Source organism: Clostridium sp. chh4-2 (assembly GCF_002899675.1).
Classification (GTDB): Bacteria; Bacillota; Clostridia; order Lachnospirales; family Lachnospiraceae; genus CHH4-2.
The window spans coordinates 141,604-160,854 of the sequence record NZ_PKUU01000002.1; the positions used below are offsets into that span (position 1 = coordinate 141,604).

A 19,251-nucleotide genomic window follows, 5' to 3' on the forward strand; every position below is an offset into this window, starting at 1 on the left:
GCCGGGCATTAATAAAAAGGAGGTGCAGCGAATTTGCTGAAATATATAATGAAAAGGCTGCTTATGTTGATACCTATTATTATAGGAATTACCCTGTTTGTCTACATCATCATGTCATTTGCTCCTGGTGATGCTGCAGTGCTTATCCTTGGCAATGAAGCTACAGAGCAGGAGTTACAGGAGAAGAGAGTTGAATTGGGATTAGATAAACCGGTAATAGTGCAGTATGGAAATTATTTAAAAAACCTGGTTAAAGGAGATTTTGGTAAATCCTGGATTACAGGAGGGGAAGTTCTGCAAGAGTTTTTGCATCGGGCTCCTGTTACCTTGACTTTGGGCGGACTGTCTATTTGCCTTTCTACATTTATAGGAATACTTTTGGGGGTAGTGGCTGCCGTCCGGCAGCATAAACCTATCGACTATATTTCACTTGTTTTAGCGCTGCTGTTCTGTTCCCTGCCTATATTTTGGGTTGCCCTGCTGGCCCAGGTGTTATTTTCAATTAAGCTTGGCTGGCTGCCTGCGACAGGTGTGGATGCAGGATTTCGAAGCTATATCCTTCCTGCTTTGACATTGTGTACTGCGTCGCTTGGCGCAAAACTGCGCATGACGCGATCTAGTATGCTTGATGTCCTTAGCCAGGACTATGTACGAACCAGCCGTGCGAAAGGCGCAAGCGAAACTTACACAGTGATGAATCATGTGATCCGTAATGGTATGATGCCGGTAATCACACAGGTGGGAATATCTTTTGCAAGAGTTCTGGGAGGCAGTGTAGTTACTGAAACAGTCTTTTCCATGCCTGGAGTAGGAGCTTACTTAACAACTGCTGTACGATCCCGGGATGTGCCTGTGGTAATGGGAGTTTTGGTATTTATGTCGATCATGATCTGCGTGGTCAATCTGTTTACAGACTTGATGTATGCATGGGCAGATCCACGGGTAAAGCTGGGGTGAGGTGATAAAAGTGAAGAAAAATAAGAAAAAGAAGGAACAAATCGGGGCATTAAAAAGTACCATCGGGGTTTCTCAGAGCGAGCTCATATGGAGGAGATACAAAAAAAATAAACTGGCTATGATAGGTCTGGCTATCATGATTATCTATATGCTTTTAATTTTAACAGCACCCCTTTACATTGATTATGCCGGCGTTACGACTATGAATATAGCGAAACGTTTTATGGGGCCTGGACGGGAACATATATTTGGTACGGACCAATATGGCAGAGACCTGTTTGCCCGTATTGTTTATGGCGGCCGCATTTCTCTATTTGCCGGCTTGGCCTCAGTGGCTTTATCGCTTTTAATCAGCTGTGCCTTGGGAGGATTGGCCGGATATAAGGGCGGAAGAATTGACAATGTGATTATGCGCGTATTGGATATCTTTATGGCAGTTCCTTCCTTGCTCTTGTCCATGGCTATTGTGGCAGCTTTGGGAACAGGTATTTCCAAGCTTTTAATAGCCATCACGATAACATCTATTCCAGGAGGGGCTAGAATGGTTCGTTCAGCCACGTTATCGGTGAAAAATCAGGAGTTTATTGAGGCTGCCCGCAGCGGCGGACAAAATTCCGTTAAGATTATTATAAAGCATATTCTGCCCAATTGTATCGGACCTATTATTATCAATGCTACCTTGTCTCTTGGTACAGTTATTATGAGCATTGCAAGTCTTGGATTCCTGGGTATCGGAATTACTCCTCCCACACCGGAATGGGGAACAATCTTGTCGGAAAACCGGCAGTTTATCCGTAATTATGTCTATTTGGGTATTATACCGGGCGCTGCCATCGGACTTGCTGTGATGAGCTTAAATTTCATCGGAGACGGCCTTCGGGATGCATTTGACCCCAGAACTAGAAAGTGAGGCAATTATGGGAAATTTATTGACAGTAAGAGATCTGCACGTGCGGTATCATACGGACGGGGCTGATGTATATGCCCTTAATGGCATCAACCTGGATATTAACCGTGGAGAAGTGGTAGGACTTGTGGGTGAGACAGGAGCGGGAAAATCTACACTAGCCCTAAGTATTATGAAGCTTCTTCCGGCCGATTTTGGTGAAATTATAAAGGGGAGCATCTGTTTTGATGATATTAACGTAACAGATTCTGATAATCTTCGGATGCAGAAACTACGGGGGCGCCGTATATCCATGATATTTCAAGATCCTATGACCAGCTTGAATCCCACTATGACTATAGGCAAACAGATTTATGAGGTCTTGAAACTTCATCATCCGCAAATGGATGAGAAGGAGAAATGGAGGCGGGTAGAACAAGTTCTCCAAATGGTAGGAATTCCACCATCCAGAAAGAATGATTATCCGCATCAATTTTCAGGCGGTATGAAACAACGGGTGGTAATTGCTATTTCTCTAGTATGTGAGCCGGAGCTTTTAATTGCCGATGAGCCGACAACGGCTCTTGATGTAACAATTCAGGCGCAAATACTGGCATTGATGAGTAATTTGAGAACCGAACTGAATACCGCTATGCTGCTGATTACCCACGATTTAGGGATTGTAGCTGAGTTCTGTGACAGAGTTGCTGTAGAATACTGTGGGGAGATTATAGAATACGGTTCGGTTGAGGATATTTTTTCAAAAAAATTTAATCATCCCTATACGGAAGGGTTGTTCAAGTGTATTGTTAATGTTCTTGAGAAAACGGAACGGCTTACGCCGATAAAAGGCTACATGGCAGACCCGACGGATCTTCCACGGGGATGCAAATTCGCAGACCGCTGTGATTATTGTACGGACAAATGCAGATTGGAATCGCCTGATATCTACACACTGAGTAATGGCCATGGAATCAAATGCTATAGATTCCAGAAGGGAGAGATCGAGATATGAGTGTACCGCTTATTGAAGTAAAACACCTCAAGAAATATTTTAAGACACCAGCAGGTTCTCTGCATGCGGTAGATGATATCAGCTTTAATCTGGAAGCGGGAAAGACATTGGGAGTCGTAGGAGAATCAGGATGCGGAAAATCTACGCTTGGAAGAACCCTTATACGGCTTCATGAGGCGACCGGCGGCGATATACTTTACAATGGCAAAAGCATATTGAAATTAAACGCACGCCAGCGGTTAATCATGTGTGCTAATATGCAGATTGTATTTCAGGACCCTTATGCATCGTTAGATCCGAGAATGACAATAGGAAATATTATAAGAGAACAGCTGACTACATTTGGTATGGCGAAAGGGAAGGCTGAATTAGACCATAAGACGGAAGAATTGATGGATTCGGTGGGGCTTCCTATGCGCTATATCAACGCCTATCCACATGAACTTGATGGGGGGCGCAGACAGAGAGTTGGAATTGCCCGGGCGCTGGCGCCGACCCCTCAGTTTATTGTTTGTGATGAACCGGTATCGGCTTTGGATGTATCAATCCAGGCGCAGATTCTAAACCTGATGATGGATTTGCAGAAAGAAAAGGGAATTGCTTATCTCTTTATTACCCATAATCTCAGTGTGGTTAAACATATCAGTAATGATATTATGGTTATGTATATGGGGACAATGGTTGAATATGCTCAAACAGAAGAACTGTTTGCTAATCCGGTACATCCATATACGAAAGGCCTGTTGTCGGCAATTCCAATGCCGGATCTCAGTGCGCGGGGAAGGGAGAGAATTCTCCTAAAAGGAGAGGTGACCAGCCCGGTTAATTTAAAACCCGGGTGCAGATTCGCCCCAAGATGTCAGTATGCTACAGAAAAATGTACCAGCGCAGATATCGAACCCAGGGAGATATCCCCGGGACATTGGGTGAGTTGTATTATATAGGAAAGGTTCAAGGCAAATACATGAGTTATTGGTGGAATGAGAGGCCGTGGAGGCTGATACAAACAAATATGAGAGAGATCGATATGATTGATATCGATGCAGACACATATGTTGATCAACTGAAAGAGTTTGGAGCCACAGTAGTGATGATAAATACTGGCGGGATACTGGCCAGTTTTCCATCAGAGGTAGAGGATCATACAATCAGCAGATGTCTTACAGGGGATTCTCTCAAGAAAATAATGGATAGGTGCCATGAAGCGGATATAAAAGTTATTGCCAGAATGGATTTCTCCAAGGCCAGAAGGTCAGTGTATGAAAAACATCCCGATTGGGCATACCGTACTAAAAAAGGTAATATTATCGATTATAACGGAGATGTTCATATGTGCCCCTGTGGAGGATTCCAACAGAAGAAGGCATTTGAGATTATGAAAGAAGCGGCGGAAAAACTTCCTATTGATGGTGTATTTATTAATATGGGAGGTTTCCAGCAAAAAGATTACAGTTATAACCATTATGACATCTGCCATTGCGATAACTGCAAACGGATATTTAGAGAACAGTATGGGCTGGAACTTCCTGACAAAGAAGAGATGAGTGATCCGGTATATAGAAAATACATATTGTTTCAAAAAGGGATTATCTCATCAACCCATGTACGAATGAAGGATATGCTCAAAAAGATAAATGATGAGATTGCTGTGGAAGGTGAAGATTTTTCACGGGTTGAATCGAACACGGAGTATCGGCGGGAAGGGCCGCAATGGATGTATAATTCCTCTTCAGTGGCCAGATGTGAAACATCTCTTAGACCTTGGAATGTTTGCAGCAATGCGGCAGTAGATTTTATCGGGTTTTACTACAGGCATGTGGCAGTTAGCTCATATATGCAGAGTTTGAGAATGTGGCAGGATGTGGCAAATTACGGTGGACTTGATTATTACTTAATTGGCCGTCTGGACAACCATAAAGACAGAAGCGGATTTAAAAGTGTAAAAAAAGTCTTCCACTATATGAAGGAACATGAAAAAGAATATAAGAATATGAAGATAAGAGGGGATGTCCTTCTTGTAAGATCCGGAGGATATGGGGGAACATCTGAAGCATGCGGGTGGATTCGTGCCCTTACAGAAAGCCATATTCTTTTGGAAGAAGCTGCTCCGGAATATATAACTTCAATAGAGGATATTTCCAGGTTTAAGGCAGTAGTTTTTGCTGAGGTTTCAACAATTTGCGGATCATTGGCGGCAATCATAGATGAGTATGTAAAAATTGGAGGGCATCTTATCGTTACAGGACACACCGGTATTTATGATGAAGATAGCAGAGAGCGAGATGGTATGCCGTTTGAGAGTATGGGGATATTATCGAGAGATTATTCGAGGAATGATATGCGGTCAGCTATGTTTCAAATTTGCACTGATGAAAAGGATCTGTTTCCTTCTTTAGCAGAAACCGAGGTATTATGTTTTGGTGATGAGTATATCTATATGCAGTATAAGGATGAGGTACAAAGGTATTTAAAACTCATCCCTCCACATCCGTATGGTCCTCCGGAAAGATGCTATTTTACTCATAGTACGGATTTACCTGGTTTTGCAGTTCATTCCTATGGTTTAGGACAGGCTGTTTACATTCCATGGCTGCCGGGGAAACTTTATTACCAGGAGGGATATGATAATACGTTCTTTTTTATGAAGGACCTTCTGATTAATGTAGTGGGAATTCAAAATGTGGAAGCTGAAGAATTCACTCCAATGGTCGAGGTAACCCGAGGATATGACTTATCCCATACTCATGCAATGATACATCTTGTAAATGGAACCGGTCATTTCGGACGCTCCTTTTTTGAACCTGTAACAGTTGGGGGAATTAGGCTGCGTGTTCCGTTAGATAATGAGCCGGAAAATCTGGTATCTCTTTTAACTGGTGCTAAATTTCCGTTTCAGTGGAAGGATGGATGCGTGTACTTTGAAGTTCAGGAATTGAGGGAGATCGAGGCGGTAGATGTTTCTTTAAAACGCTGAAAGTGAGTTGACATTTTTGTACTTTGGTTATAGTGCTGTAAGATGGAAATGGAAGAATTTTACATATTTATTGCAATGAAAGAGTCGGAATGATATGATTATAAAAATATGTTGTTCTTTAATGAGTAAGGGGGCAAAATGGTTGATATAAAAAAAGTTGCAAGCCAGGCAAATGTGTCTATTGGAACAGTATCCAATGCTTTTAGACATCCGGAGCGCGTTGCAGCCAAAACAAGAGACCGTATTATGCAGGTTGCAGATGAACTTGGTTTTTCTCCCAACCCTTTGGCAAGCGCCATGATAACATCAAGAACCCATATCATCGGACTGATTGTATCTTATAGCGACAGCGGAGGACGCGGTGACGCGGTTAATGAATTTACCAAGGAAGCGGCTGAAAGAGGATATATTGTGCTTTTGGCAGTAGCGGATATGGATATTGAAAAGGAAAGACAGGCTGTAGAATATTTCATCAAGTATAAAGTAGATGGAGTGGTTGTATATGCCGACTATGCGCCGGATAGAAGCAGTCACTTTGTTAAACTGGCAAAAACTGGAACTCCTTGTGTTGTGTTTAAACGGTATGACCGGGCTTATGAAAATATTATTGTCACTGCGGATAAAGCATTTCAGAATCTTGCGGAACAGCTGCATAAGTACAGGCATACAGAAGTGGGGATTGTAGTAAGATGTTTATACCAAAAGGACGGAACGCCCAGCATAAGGGAAGAGCGGATTCAAACGTTCCGGGAGAAACTTTCTGATGTGGGCATCTGTTTGTCTGATGATAATATATTAGAAGTCGATAGCGAATCCCTTTATGCTGGTGAAAATGCCGTAGATACCTGGCTGTCTTTGAAAACTCATTTGCCTACAGTTTTTCTGTGCTTTTATGACAAAGTAGCCATAGGTATGATGAACCGTTTACAGGAGAGAGGTTACCAGGTGCCGGAGGATGTTTCCATAGTTGCTTACAGCGGATCAGAGATTTGGCAGTATTGTAAACCAAGATTGGCGATAATTTCGGTTGATGAGACGGATATGATGCTGAAGGCTTTAGATATGCTGATTAAACGCATTGATAATCCTCAAAAAGCGTTGGAGGATATTGAAATTATACATGAGTTTCACTTTGATGAATCACTTGGAATGGCGAGAAAAAAGTTGCCGAAAGGAAAATAATCTATAAAATAGGTGAGTGGAGAATTGGTTGCAATTGCAGATTTTTATGATATTCAAAGGCAAGTGATGTTAACTCATGAGAATAAGGCTCTAAGCCAAGTAATGAAGCAGATTTCATTACTTGACTTAGAGCTGTTTTTATATCTGATACAGATATTGTGCAAAAATTGATTTGAATGGTTTACTGAATGAGCAAAAGATCGATGATGGCTACAATTAAACAGCGGTGGACAGGATAAAACCAGTAACTGATTGTGTATTTCGATTACGCCTTAGTGCATATTTATGAGGATGTAAATAGGTTTTATGTATGCTATAATAACTTCAAGTGAGTATTAAATTGTTTTCGTTTATAAACTTTGCTTTGGAAGCGGGGGGGTTATGGAATAGGGATACACAGCAGTGCCGGATAAAAATTATTATACTACAAAGGGGATCGTATGAGCAAACTGCAGCTGATTTATATACCGAAGGTAGCAGGTGAACCATCGGAATTCAAAATTATTAGAAGTCTGAAAAACTGTATGGAGTACTATAAGGGAAAAAATAATATTTTATCGTCACCTGGTTATATGGGGCGGATGACATCTGTAAATACATTTGTGACAAAGTTTAAGGAAATTGTACCTCCGGGCGATCGGGTATATATTGGATATTTTAAAGGCTTAACTGGGAAGATGAATCCTTCTGGTTCCACAGATATAATAGATGAGTTTTATTTGGAACTGTTAAGCACGAGGAAATTTAAAAAACTATCGATTACGATTGCTGATAAGCCGGATCATCGAAAAATGATGTTCTTCTTCGGGATTAATGAGGATGCATCATTTGATTTTAAGAGTGAAACGTTAAGTCTTTTAACAAAGGATCGGTTTCTTAATTCGATTACGGTAAATGCCGTATTAGTCGGTTCCAGTAATCAGAGCAAAACCACTTATTATGGAGGGGCAAGCGGTCATGCGGATAAGGGAGAAACGGATATTTTAATGTATGTGAATGATGGCAGCAGGGTTCCAAGATTTACCGATGGAACTGTGATTTTTGAGGCCGTTTTAGGATTAAGCGATCCTCCTCATGAATATTTAAAGGAGATGCTGAGAGATTTTTTGTCCAGATCGTTAAGCTGATTGAATGCATAGCGGTTAAAGTATTTTGTAAAAAGTTCCTATCAAATATGGAGGATTGATATGGAATGATTGGGTCATGTAAAAAGGGGAGTGAAACGCATATTTATCCTTAGTTTTATTATTAAGATAATAGGAATGCTTATATTAGGTTTTTGTGCAGGTTATCTGTGTATGTGGATTAGAAATAAAGTATTACATCTTGGATTCACAAAAAAGGAAAATTTATATTTCGCAGTGGCAGCCGGGGTATTTACGGCAGCATATTTTATCTATACAGAATGCAGATAATAGGTTTCACTAAAAGATAAAGAGTTTTAAGTCTGGAGGTAAAGAATATGAAGGGTGTATGCGATGGAATAATAGGACTTGCCGTAGGTGACGCATTAGGCGTTCCGGTAGAATTTAAATCCCGGAGAGAGATAGCAGGAAATCCTGTGACATCTATGAGGGAATATGGCACACATTATCAGCCAAGAGGCGTATGGTCCGATGATACGAGTTTAACATTAGCGTTATTGGACAGTCTCTCTGTATGCAAAAAGGTGGATTACGATGATATAATGAAACGATTTTCCAATTGGTGTATGTATGGTGATTATACGGCTACAGGGGAAGTTTTTGATATTGGAAATTCTACAAGAAAAGCAATCATGAATTACGGAAGGGGAATGAATCCCCTGGATTGCGGCGGAGCGTCTGAATATGAAAACGGCAATGGATCTTTAATGCGTATTCTGCCAATTGCCTATTATCTTAGCAGCCATGAGTGTAAGGATATCAGTTTTCAGATGGAAGTCATTCATAAAGTATCCGCTTTAACACATAGACATCCAATCAGCCTCATTGGCTGCGGAATCTATGTGAGAATTGCAATGAAGATAATATCCACAAGCCTGACGCTAACCGAATGCATATCAGAAGGAATCCGGGAAGCATTTGAATACTATGAGGATGTGCAGATGGATCAGGTTAGCAGATACAGCCGGTTAAAAGACCTGGATAATTTTTCGAACCTTCCGGAAGATGAGATCAGGAGCAGCGGCTACGTGGTGGATACATTGGAAGCGGCGGTATGGTGTTTATTAAATACGGATTCCTACAAAGCATGTGTATTGAAGGCCGTAAATCTTGGCGACGATACGGATACTGTGGGCGCAGTTGCCGGTGGGATTGCAGGGATGTATTACGGAATAAATGCGATACCATCAGAGTGGCTGGAGGCGGTTGCAAAAAAACAGTACATAAATCAACTTTGCAATGAGTTTTTAGAGAATGGTGTAAAATGTAAGTAAAAATTCACGTAGTTTTTACTCTATAATTAATGAAGGGCTGCCATTTGAAATTAATCAAAGGAAAAACAGAGCATCAGGATTTTATCTTGATAGCTCTGTTTTGCTTTTACGCTCCGTTATCGGTTTTGAGAATTTCAGTAAGGAAGCAGTGCGAATGATTCATTTGCTATTTTACTTCGGACATTGAAAAGCAGGATGAGAAGTCGATTAATAACTGTGAGTCTGCACTATACTTTTTTTGGATTAAGTAGAGTGTAATATCTGTAGGCAGGTCGCTGAGGGAACGGGGGATAAAATCAGGGTCTTTACAGACATTATTTGCTATACTTTCGGGCAGCAAACTCCAGCCCTCTGCTTCTTTTAGGAATAGTGAAACCGCAGAAAGGCGGTCTACTTTAATAAAAGGCATGGTATCGTCTCCTAACCAGTAGGAATGCCAGCTTTCATATGCCAGATCCCATGGCATTTTTATTTCCCTGTCTGAGTCCAGATCCTTTGGCATCAGGTTCTGGATTTCCGGTTTATAGTGTCTGTGGGTTATAAGTTTATAAGGTTCACTGGATATAGGAACATAATTGATTTTTGAAACATGCGTCAGCCGTGTAACGATTGCAAAATCCAAATTGCCATTGTTTACGCCAGATGCAGCGTCATATGAATGGCGCGTATGTAAAATGAATGTGGATTCAGGATAAAGTCTCTTATAATTACATATTGCATTTACAATTCTGTTTGTATCAATAACGGCTGGAGAAGCCAGATTAATCTGATGCTGTCTGGTATTGCGGGACATCTCATGGACATTTTTAAACAGCGTGGATATTTTTTCGGCATATCCTGCAAATACCTTTCCCTGTTCCGTCAATGTGATATTGCGTTCTCCCTGACCGCGCACGATCAGAGGATATCCAAGACTTTCTTCCAGGATACGTATTCGGCGGCTAATGGCTGGCTGGGTGAGATAGAGTGTCTTTGCGGCGGCGGAAATACTGCCGCTGTCTATAACGGCTAAAAAGGTTTGGATTTCTATTTCGTTCATGATATGTCCTCCATAAAATATAACGGTTTATTATATTTTACATAATTTACTAGAATTATTCAAATAGAAATTTTGATGCTATAATTATCATGTAAATATCTCATACGCGTTGAGAGAGTAGTAAAAATAGAAATTGGGAGTGAGGTAAGGCGATGAATGTTTTAAATATCAGGCTTGATGACCGTTTGGTTCATGGTGTAGTTGCTACCAACTGGATTCCACGGATGGGGATTGACAGGGCAGTAGTGATTGACAGGGCAAGTATGGAAGATCCCATGATGAAAAGTGCGCTTCGAATGGCAACTCCGAAATCAGTTTTTTTGTCCGTCATTGACCTTGAAAAATTTCTGAAGAATGATAGGGAAAACAAATATGGCAATGAAAAAGTCATGATAATTGTAAAGAATCTGCAGACTATAATTGATCTTGCAGATGCTGGTTTTCCGATGAAGGAGGTTATTTTAGGAAATATGGGACGCCAGGGAGATGCTTCTGATGCCATCCCTGTGACTCGTTATTTAGCGGTCAATACAGAGACCATTGCACAGACAGAATACTTGCATAGAAAGGGAATAAAACTGATAGGACAGTTGATTCCTGAAAATACACCGGTCGATTTTTATAACGAGATGATAAAGGCAATTAATAAATAGGAGGGGAAGAGTTATGATTACACCATTGCAGATATTGCTGATTGTATTGGTATGTACATTACTAAACTGGGATTCAATGCATATTCAGATTTTTTATAAAGGAATAGGCGAAATGGTCCTTTTAGGTTTTATCGTAGGATTGATTATGGGAGACTATCAGATGGGGCTGCTGGTAGGAGGAACAATGCAGCTTATGAATTTGGGGCTTGCCGGATATGGCGGAGCATCGATTCCGAATTATCGTATCGGAACAGCTGTTGGAACCGCGTTTGCCGTCGCTACAGGTGGAGGGCTGGATACCGCGCTGGTTATCGGAATTCCTGCGGCGACATTAGGAGTGCAGATCGATGTTTTTAGTAAAATGATCGGTTCTTATGTTCTTCACGCAGCACAGAAGGCAGCGGAAGAACAAAAATTCAAAAAAATGAACCGGATTATTTTCTGGGGAAATCTTTTTCTTGGGAGAATTACCTTTACCTCCACTTACCCGGTCTTAATTATGCTGGTTCTGGGATCGGCCTGTATTAATTCCATTTTAGGTTTTATACCAGCCTGGTTGATCGATGGGTTAAAGACTGTAGGCAATATCTTACCAGCAGTAGGTATGGCTATATTGTTAAAATATTTGCCCGCTAAGAAATATTTTGTTTATTTAATATTAGGTTTTGTTCTGGTTGTTTACTTTGGATTGAGCATTCTGCCGGTGGCGATTGTCGGAGGCATCATTGCATATGTTATTTATGGCGGTTTACAGAAGGAGACATCAGGAAATGTGATTACAGGAGGAGGTATTGGCGATGAGTGAAAGAATGTTAAGTAAAAAAGATTTATGGAAATATGGCATCCGCTATGCTATCTGTTCTCAGGCATGTATGAACTATGAAACATCCCAAAGCCTTGGTGGCGTATATGCGATTGAACCATATATGGAGAAGCTTTATGGAGATGAACCGGAAGTGTTGTCTGAAAAGTTAATTCAGCATTCCCAATACTTTAACTGTCAGTCTTATTTTGCTGCAGCAATTTGGGCAGCGGCATTAGCGATTGAGGAAACAAAAGATGAGACTGCGACTGCAACCGCAGTAGCGTTGAAAACAAGTTTGATGGGACCTTTTGCAGGAGTTGGTGATGCTATATTTAATACGATACCCAAAGTTGTGTTTGCATCCATGGCGGCTTATGCGGCAATTGAAGGCAATATTTTAACCGGGCTGCTATTGTTTCTGCTTGTAACGCCATTTATTATCTTTTCGAGACAGGCTATTATCAACCTTGCATATTTTGAAGGAGCGAAAATAGTCACGGAACATCAGGAGCAATTAAACAATATAAGAGAGGCGATTTCTGTTTTAGGCGTCATAGTGGTCGGTGCTTTGATAGCCAGTGTGGTTAAAGTATCGACGCCGATTGTATTTAGCGTAGGTGAATCATCACAGGCACTTCAGGATGTGTTCAACCAAATTATACCATGCCTGCTTCCCGTGCTGGCTGTATTTGGAATATACAAAGGTCTAGATATTAAAAAGATGAATACAACCCGCATGGTATGGCTGGTGATTGTGATAGGCTTGATTTTGTCTTACTTTGGTATCATTGGATAGGATTTTCGGTTAAGGAGAGATATATGTATAAAATACTGATAGCAACACATGGAAAAATGTGCGAAGGAATGCTCGATACGTTACATATATTTTCAGCTGATATAGATATGGTGACGGCCATTCCTTTTTATACGGAAGGAGTAGATGGGGACACCGAGCTGGAAACATACATGAAGAACATAAGTAAAGATGATATAGCTGTAGCGCTTACGGATATACCGGGAGGAAGCGTTAATCAAAAATTGTATAAGTATGTTTCTGATAATGTCCATGTAATTTCCGGCGTTAACTTTCCGCTGCTGTGTGGTCTGGCGCTTGCGGATGAGAAGAGCATCACAAAAGATTTTCTGCGCGGTCTGGTGGAAGATTCCAGGAACCTTATGCAGTATATGAATGACATAGTTATAGAAAAAAATGAAGGCGATGAATAACAGATGGTTAAAGTGATTAGTAACACAGTGGATATTACTCCAAACAGACCAACATATATGGCAGGATATTTCACCAGAAATGATAAATTTAAAGGAATACATGATCCTATAGAAGCGGTCATTATGTGGCTGGAGGTAGATGAAGTTAAGAATCTTTTTATTGTCTTAGATTTATCTAATCTGGACTGTGAATTTGTGGATTCAATTCGGAGCAGTATCGTAAAAAAATGTCCTGTTGATGAGGATAAAATAGTGGTGGCAGCAACGCATAACCATGCAGGACCTGTGATTGTAACGAGAAATAAAAATCAGCTGGTTGATCCGGAGTACCGTGTATTTGTGAAGCAGACAGTAGTTGAGGCTGCGGTAGGGCTTTATGGGCAGGAAAAAAAGGTCAAACGAGTGGTATACACACACGGAATTTCTACAGGATATTACGGAAATAGAAATGACCGGAACAGGTATGGTGACAATCATATTTACATGTTCGAATTCAGGAATGAAAAAGATGAAAACATTGCGGCTATCATAAATCTTTCATGCCATGCCTCTGTTTTAGGACCAGAAATGTATGAGATAAGCGGAGACTTGTTTGCGGCTCTTCGAAGAAAAATGGCTTATCCTTTAAATGTAGTTCCGTTGATTGCCAATGGTTGTGCGGGTGATATGAGTAATCGGATGTATCGTCACTCCAATGATTATAAGGAAGTTGAACGGATCAGCATGGGGATCGCATCACAGATTCTTAATTTTAATGAAAAACAGGATATTCTATTATCAGATGAAGTGGTTCGGCAATTTGAATTCCGGGTTAAATGCGATATTAATGCTGAACCCTACATTAAAAAAGCAAAAAGATTACAAGAGAAAATCACAGATGATTTACCATATGAAGAACGTAAAGTTTTAGAGTCACAGATCAAGGCATGTGAACGCAAGGTTCAGTCACCTCACGTGGATATGAACTTTAAAACTACGATTATCCGTATGAATAATCTGGAGATTATTATCATACCTGGCGAGATTTGTGCAGCCTTAGGGAGACAGATAAAAGAGGCATCCGCAGCTCCCTGTTGTTATGTATGGGGATATGCGAACGGCTTAGCAGGGTATGTTGTAGCTGCCAACGAATTTAACAGTGGTATGGAAGGCCTGTCTACCTTATTTCCGAAAGGTGTTGCGGAAGAATATGTTGCAAAAATAATTCAGAATATGGTGGAGTGACTGAATTGCGGACAGGACCTGATTTATGCAGTTTGTGATTACTGAGGGGAGATAAAAATGATAAAAAGAAGGGATAATATTGTACAGAAACGAGACATATGGAAATATACCATACTTTCTTTAGGGATGTTGGCGGTATTGAGCGGATGTGGAAATAAAAACGGCCTGCCGGAAACATCTGCGGCAGAGGTGGAAGTAAAAACGACGGCGGCCGCAGTGGAAAATGGATCAGACATAACGGAAGATAAAAGGGGAGAAGAAGAGAGCGAGGCGATTCATGTGAATGACAGCAGCGCTGTAGTTCCTTATGTCATTCCATTGGACAAAGATGTAGTGTACAAGGAAGGAGTAACCATAGAAGTTGATGAAAATTCTCCAACGGGTTATGTAGTTACTTTCGCATATAAAGATGCCAATGCAAAAAGTGTGGGGATTTCCAGTGATAACTTTTATTTTTATAAGGAAAATACTGGTATGTATGTCAGATATACGCCCTATGTATGGGAGCCTGATATGTTTTACCGATGCGGTGAAAGGACATATTCAGCCACATATGTAGAAAACATGGAAAAGGTGGGAGAGGATATGTGGGTCATACGTTTACCCCTTCCAAATGGTATTTTTTTCTATCAGTATTGTGTGGATGACAAGAATATTCCTGATCCGGCAAATCAAGCCTTTACCAATCCTGACGGTGCGGTTAAACCTACAAAAAGTGTAGTCTACGTTCCGTTTGATGGAACCAGACAAAAAGCGGATCATTCTGTTATAACCGAAAAAAATGAGAAGGCGGGTGAAATTGTATTTGACGCTTACATGGATGGCGAGACAAAACGGAATCTTGCGGTTTATCTGCCGTATGGTTATGATGCGAACCGGAAAGAGGCATATAAGGTGATTTATGCGTCGCATGGAGCAAATGGGACAGAGGTGGATTGGATTGCTAAATGCGGTCTGAACAATATTATGGATAATCTGATTGCAGACGGTAAGGCGGAGCCGGCGGTTGTAGTATGTATGGATCAAACCGGTGTAGAAGATCCGGTTGTTAATCAGAGGGAAAATATTAAGCCTTATATAGAAGCAAATTATAATGTTCATTCTGATAAGGAGAATATTGCCTACTGCGGATTGTCTAACGGAGGTTCTACTACAGCAAAAATCTATTTGGATAATCCGGGTGAATATGGATACTATGGTATTTGGAGTTCGGCACAGTCTGGAGATATGGAAATAGAGAACATTAACGGTTTGGATACAGCAAAAGTTATGGTAGGAATTGGGCGGTTTGATACAGCCAGGTATGACAAAGCAGAGGATTTTTATAATCGATTGGTGGAAAAGGGAGTAGATGCAGCATTTTATACGGAGAACGCTGCACATGACTGGCTGTTCTGGGCTCAAATGTATGAAATATTTGTCAGGGATATTCTTTGGAAATAAGTTTGGTATCTAATATCTATGTTTTATCAATAACAGGTTAAATGCATAAATAGGCAGACAATTCTTGATTGTCTGCCTATTTATATGTTATAATTTAGTCCAAATTATTCCTAGCTGTGTTATATTGGGAAGAGAGGAGGAATTGGCGTGAGCAAAACGGATAAATTAAGCGTATTTATCAGCCTTATTCTGCGTCATCAGCCAGGTGCTGCCGGCATCCGGCTGGACGAGCACGGCTGGGCGGACGTTTCTGAGCTGATTGCGGGCATTAATGCTGCCGGAAGAACAATAGATATGGAGATATTAGAGGAAATCGTTAGAACGGATGAAAAAGGAAGATACAGTTTTAATGAAGATAAAACACTGATCCGGGCGAATCAGGGGCATAGTATTCCGGTGGATGTAGAACTGCAGGAGAAAATGCCGCCGGAATTTCTGTATCATGGAACGGCGGAACGGTTTTTGGAAAGCATTCTTGCCCAAGGGTTAAAGCCCATGAGCCGGTTGTATGTGCATTTATCTAAAGATACGGAGACTGCGGTTAAGGTCGGTAAGCGTCATGGAAAACCGGTTGTTTTGAAAGTTCACAGCGGTGAAATGCACAGAGCAGGATTTAAATTTTACCTGTCTGAAAATGGGGTATGGCTGGTAAGCCATGTACCTGAAAATTATTTAGAACAAGTTTGAAAGAACGGCGGACAAATGGGCCGCAGTTTTGTATGGAGGGATTTATGACAATAACAGATTTTGAAAAGATACATATAAAAGAAGCGCAAATGCTCGGATTGGCAAATTATAACGAAGAAAAGGCCAATGCCGCCGCTCTGCCGGAGCTGGAACAATTTCCGGATTTGGAGCCGTTTGCATCCAACGGACTTGGAGTCGCAGCATTTGAAGGGGAGAGGATGATCGGTTACCTATGCTGTTATTCTCCCAGAAATCATGCATTTGGTTCCCAAGCGAAGGGAGTTTTTTCACCGATTCAGGCCCATGGGGCGGTGAAGGAAAACAGAGGAATTATTTACCAAAGAATGTACCAGGCGGCTGCACAAAAATGGGTGGAGCATAATATTGCATATCACTCAATCGCATTATATGCTCATGACTGCCAGGCGCAAAATGCCATGTTTACCTATGGATTTGGCCGCCGCTGTGTGGATGCTGTCCGCGCTATGGAGAGCATTCCATGCCGCCCAAGCCAGGGAATCGTTTATGCAGAAATGTCATCAGGCATGTCTGATAAAGTGAGGCAGCTTCGCTTAATGCTGGCAGAGCATATGGGGAAAAGTCCATGCTTTATGTGTTCGGTGATGAATAATTTTGAGCAGAGTTTGGCGGAGAAAGAGATGGGAGATAATAAGATATTTGTTGCCGAGGATGCTGGAAAAGTCATTGCATTTGTTGAGGTTTCCGATGAAGCGGAAACATTTGCGGCCACGGAAACGGAAGATATGTGCAATATTTGCAGCGCATTCTGTCTGCCGGAATACAGAGGCAGAGATATTTATCAAAACCTATTGAATTATATGATAAATCAGATGAAGAACGAAGGATATAACCGGTTGGGCGTTGATTATGAAAGCTTTAACCCAACTGCCAATGCCTTCTGGCCAAAATATTTTACTGAATATACGCACAGCGTTGTCCGAAGAATTGATGAGTGTGCGATGCACGATTGATGCAGGATAAAACAGGATGTCACAGAAAGTTGGAAAAATCCTGTTGGTTCAGAACGGAGGATCAGCATGTTCAGCATAGAATATGTAACAAAACAGGAAGAAACGTATTGGTTTACAATGGATCCAAACAGCGATAAACAAGTTTTTGACAGGAAAGTCGGGGATAAACAGGGATATGTTCTGTTTGAGGATAAAAAGCCGATAGGAATCATGCATTACAATTTATTCTGGGATAAGATACCATTTTTGAATCTGATCGTCATTGAAGAGGAATATAGGAGAAAAGGGTACGGGAGACTTGCCATAGAGTGCTGGGAAAGAGAAATGAAGAAATCAGGTTTTTCCATGGTTCTTCTTTCCACACAGGCAGACGAAGAGGCGCAGCATTTTTACAGGAAATTAGGATATAAAGACTGTGGCAGCCTGATTTTAAATGAAGGTCCTTTAAAACAGCCTACGGAACTTTTCTTTTATAAAATTCTTGTGTAAAGTGCAGGACACGATAAACTGAAAAATGTTTCCTAACTGCTGGTTAAAGAACAGGAAGAAAAGTTAACGGATGCTCAATCGCGCTTTGGGCCTTTGTTTGTTATGCTTAGACTATCAAAGACGGATATAAAAGCGGATATGAGTGTTGATATAAAAACTGATAGAAAAGCAGCGGCAGTTTGGAGGAAACGGTGATGAAGATAGGCGAGGTAATACGAAAATATCGAAAAGAAAAGGATCTGACACAAGAGCAGATGGCCAATTATCTGGGAGTATCTGCGCCGGCTGTCAACAAGTGGGAGAATGGAAATACGTTTCCGGATATCTCCCTCCTGGCCCCCATTGCCAGATTGTTGGGAATCACCACGGATCAGCTGCTTTCCTATCGGGAAGATTTGACGGATCAGGAGATTGGCCGGATTCTTACTTGTTTGAGCGAAAAGGTCAGGCAGGAAGAGTATGAACAGGTATTTGCCTGGGCGGAAGAGAAGATTTTGGAATATCCTAACTGTGAAAAGATGATTCTGGCTATGGCGCAGATTTTAGACAGTTACCGGGATATCACCGGGGTCTTGGAGAGCTCCCGATATGACGGTAAAATCCATGAATTTTATATGCGGGCATTTAACAGCAAAGATCCGGATATCTCTCAGGCAGCAGCAGCTGCGCTGTTTCATTTTTCTCTGTCTAAGAAAGAATATGAGATGGCGCGGAACTATTTGGAAAAGATCCCTGAAAATACGGTCAATCCAAAACGGCTGCAGGCCATTTTGAACCAAAAAGAGGGGAAACGTGCGGAAGCTTATGAGGCTTATGAGAGGCTGCTGTTTTCCGGCTATGGGGATATAAACTGGGCGCTGAATGGCATCTATGCGCTGGCATTGGAAGAAAATGATATCCGTAAAGCGGAAAAGATTGTGGAAAAACAGAAAGCCCTGGCGGAGCTGTTGGAAATGGGACGGTATATGGAAGCCTCTTCCGGCCTGGAGCTGGCGATTTTAAAAAAAGATAAGGAAACGGTCATAGAGATTATGACGGATTTGGTCCATAGTATAAAAAATATGGATGAATTTAAGAACTCAGAATTGTATGAACACATGAAATTCTCTAATGCAGGGAAGGAGCAGGTGATTTTCATGCTGCTGAAAGGGTTGGAAGAGGATGTGAGCATTGAATTTCTAAGGGATGATAAGAGATACCGGATGTTGGTAAGGGAATTAAAGCATATGCTGGAGAACTGAGAAAATCCATCTATTGTA

General features: G+C 41.2%; 19 protein-coding genes. 18 read left to right on the top strand and 1 reads right to left on the bottom strand.

The genetic code is table 11. The features are described 5' to 3' along the window. The first annotated feature begins 33 nt into the window (after positions 1–33). The 8 genes from C0033_RS02500 (at position 34) to C0033_RS02535 (ending at position 9,433) form a co-directional block, all read left to right on the top strand. Complete coding sequence (locus C0033_RS02500; protein ID WP_103226290.1) at positions 34–957, top strand: ABC transporter permease; 924 nt, start codon at positions 34–36, stop codon at positions 955–957. A gap of 10 nt (positions 958–967) precedes the next feature. After that, complete coding sequence (locus C0033_RS02505; protein ID WP_242984392.1) at positions 968–1,867, top strand: ABC transporter permease; 900 nt, start codon at positions 968–970, stop codon at positions 1,865–1,867. A gap of 7 nt (positions 1,868–1,874) precedes the next feature. Then, positions 1,875–2,858, top strand: coding sequence for an ABC transporter ATP-binding protein (locus tag C0033_RS02510; protein ID WP_147737672.1), 984 nt, complete (start codon positions 1,875–1,877; stop codon positions 2,856–2,858). After that, positions 2,855–3,802: an ABC transporter ATP-binding protein gene (locus C0033_RS02515; RefSeq protein WP_103226291.1), complete on the top strand. Its 948-nt coding sequence runs from the start codon at positions 2,855–2,857 to the stop codon at positions 3,800–3,802. The genes C0033_RS02510 and C0033_RS02515 overlap by 4 nt, the downstream gene beginning before the upstream one ends. Positions 3,803–3,870: 68 nt before the next feature. Then, positions 3,871–5,832 (top strand): alpha-amylase family protein, encoded by a 1,962-nt coding sequence (locus C0033_RS02520; RefSeq protein WP_180994529.1) that lies wholly within the window; start codon positions 3,871–3,873, stop codon positions 5,830–5,832. Positions 5,833–5,970: 138 nt separating this feature from the next. Further along, complete coding sequence (locus C0033_RS02525; protein ID WP_103226293.1) at positions 5,971–7,014, top strand: LacI family DNA-binding transcriptional regulator; 1,044 nt, start codon at positions 5,971–5,973, stop codon at positions 7,012–7,014. A 440-nt stretch (positions 7,015–7,454) separates the two neighbouring features. Next, positions 7,455–8,141 carry a hypothetical protein gene (locus tag C0033_RS02530; protein ID WP_103226294.1) on the top strand — a complete coding sequence of 229 codons (687 nt, stop codon included), beginning with the start codon at positions 7,455–7,457 and terminating at the stop codon, positions 8,139–8,141. Between the two features lie 335 nt (positions 8,142–8,476). After that, entirely contained in the window at positions 8,477–9,433 is a 957-nt protein-coding gene (locus C0033_RS02535) for an ADP-ribosylglycohydrolase family protein (protein WP_103226295.1), read from the top strand. A 166-nt stretch (positions 9,434–9,599) separates the two neighbouring features. On the opposite strand, the gene C0033_RS02540 is transcribed toward C0033_RS02535, so the two are convergent. Further along, positions 9,600–10,472, bottom strand: a complete 873-nt coding sequence (locus C0033_RS02540; RefSeq protein WP_103226296.1) for a LysR family transcriptional regulator — start codon at positions 10,470–10,472, stop codon at positions 9,600–9,602. Between the two features lie 152 nt (positions 10,473–10,624). On the opposite strand from C0033_RS02540, the gene C0033_RS02545 reads away from it, so the two are divergent. The 10 genes from C0033_RS02545 to C0033_RS02590 all read left to right on the top strand — a co-directional run bounded on the left by C0033_RS02545 (position 10,625) and on the right by C0033_RS02590 (position 19,233). Next, positions 10,625–11,125: a PTS sugar transporter subunit IIB gene (locus tag C0033_RS02545; RefSeq protein ID WP_103226297.1), complete on the top strand. Its 501-nt coding sequence runs from the start codon at positions 10,625–10,627 to the stop codon at positions 11,123–11,125. A 13-nt stretch (positions 11,126–11,138) separates the two neighbouring features. Further along, positions 11,139–11,930, top strand: coding sequence for a PTS sugar transporter subunit IIC (locus C0033_RS02550; protein WP_103226298.1), 792 nt, complete (start codon positions 11,139–11,141; stop codon positions 11,928–11,930). Beyond that, positions 11,923–12,726 carry a PTS system mannose/fructose/sorbose family transporter subunit IID gene (locus tag C0033_RS02555; RefSeq protein ID WP_103226299.1) on the top strand — a complete coding sequence of 268 codons (804 nt, stop codon included), beginning with the start codon at positions 11,923–11,925 and terminating at the stop codon, positions 12,724–12,726. Before C0033_RS02550 ends, C0033_RS02555 begins: the two co-directional genes overlap by 8 nt. A gap of 23 nt (positions 12,727–12,749) precedes the next feature. Further along, complete coding sequence (locus C0033_RS02560) at positions 12,750–13,157, top strand: PTS fructose transporter subunit IIA (RefSeq protein WP_180994530.1); 408 nt, start codon at positions 12,750–12,752, stop codon at positions 13,155–13,157. 3 nt (positions 13,158–13,160) lie between these two features. After that, positions 13,161–14,381, top strand: coding sequence for a hypothetical protein (locus C0033_RS02565; RefSeq protein ID WP_103226301.1), 1,221 nt, complete (start codon positions 13,161–13,163; stop codon positions 14,379–14,381). 57 nt (positions 14,382–14,438) lie between these two features. Further along, positions 14,439–15,824 carry an alpha/beta hydrolase-fold protein gene (locus tag C0033_RS02570; RefSeq protein ID WP_103226302.1) on the top strand — a complete coding sequence of 462 codons (1,386 nt, stop codon included), beginning with the start codon at positions 14,439–14,441 and terminating at the stop codon, positions 15,822–15,824. A 141-nt stretch (positions 15,825–15,965) separates the two neighbouring features. Beyond that, positions 15,966–16,511 (top strand): RNA 2'-phosphotransferase, encoded by a 546-nt coding sequence (locus tag C0033_RS02575; RefSeq protein ID WP_347501027.1) that lies wholly within the window; start codon positions 15,966–15,968, stop codon positions 16,509–16,511. Between the two features lie 44 nt (positions 16,512–16,555). Further along, positions 16,556–17,503 carry a GNAT family N-acetyltransferase gene (locus C0033_RS02580; protein ID WP_242984393.1) on the top strand — a complete coding sequence of 316 codons (948 nt, stop codon included), beginning with the start codon at positions 16,556–16,558 and terminating at the stop codon, positions 17,501–17,503. Between the two features lie 66 nt (positions 17,504–17,569). Continuing rightward, complete coding sequence (locus tag C0033_RS02585) at positions 17,570–17,992, top strand: GNAT family N-acetyltransferase (RefSeq protein WP_103226304.1); 423 nt, start codon at positions 17,570–17,572, stop codon at positions 17,990–17,992. Positions 17,993–18,186: 194 nt separating this feature from the next. Then, a complete protein-coding gene (locus C0033_RS02590) occupies positions 18,187–19,233 on the top strand; it encodes a helix-turn-helix transcriptional regulator (protein WP_103226305.1) in 1,047 nt (348 codons plus the stop codon). Positions 19,234–19,251 lie beyond the last annotated feature (18 nt).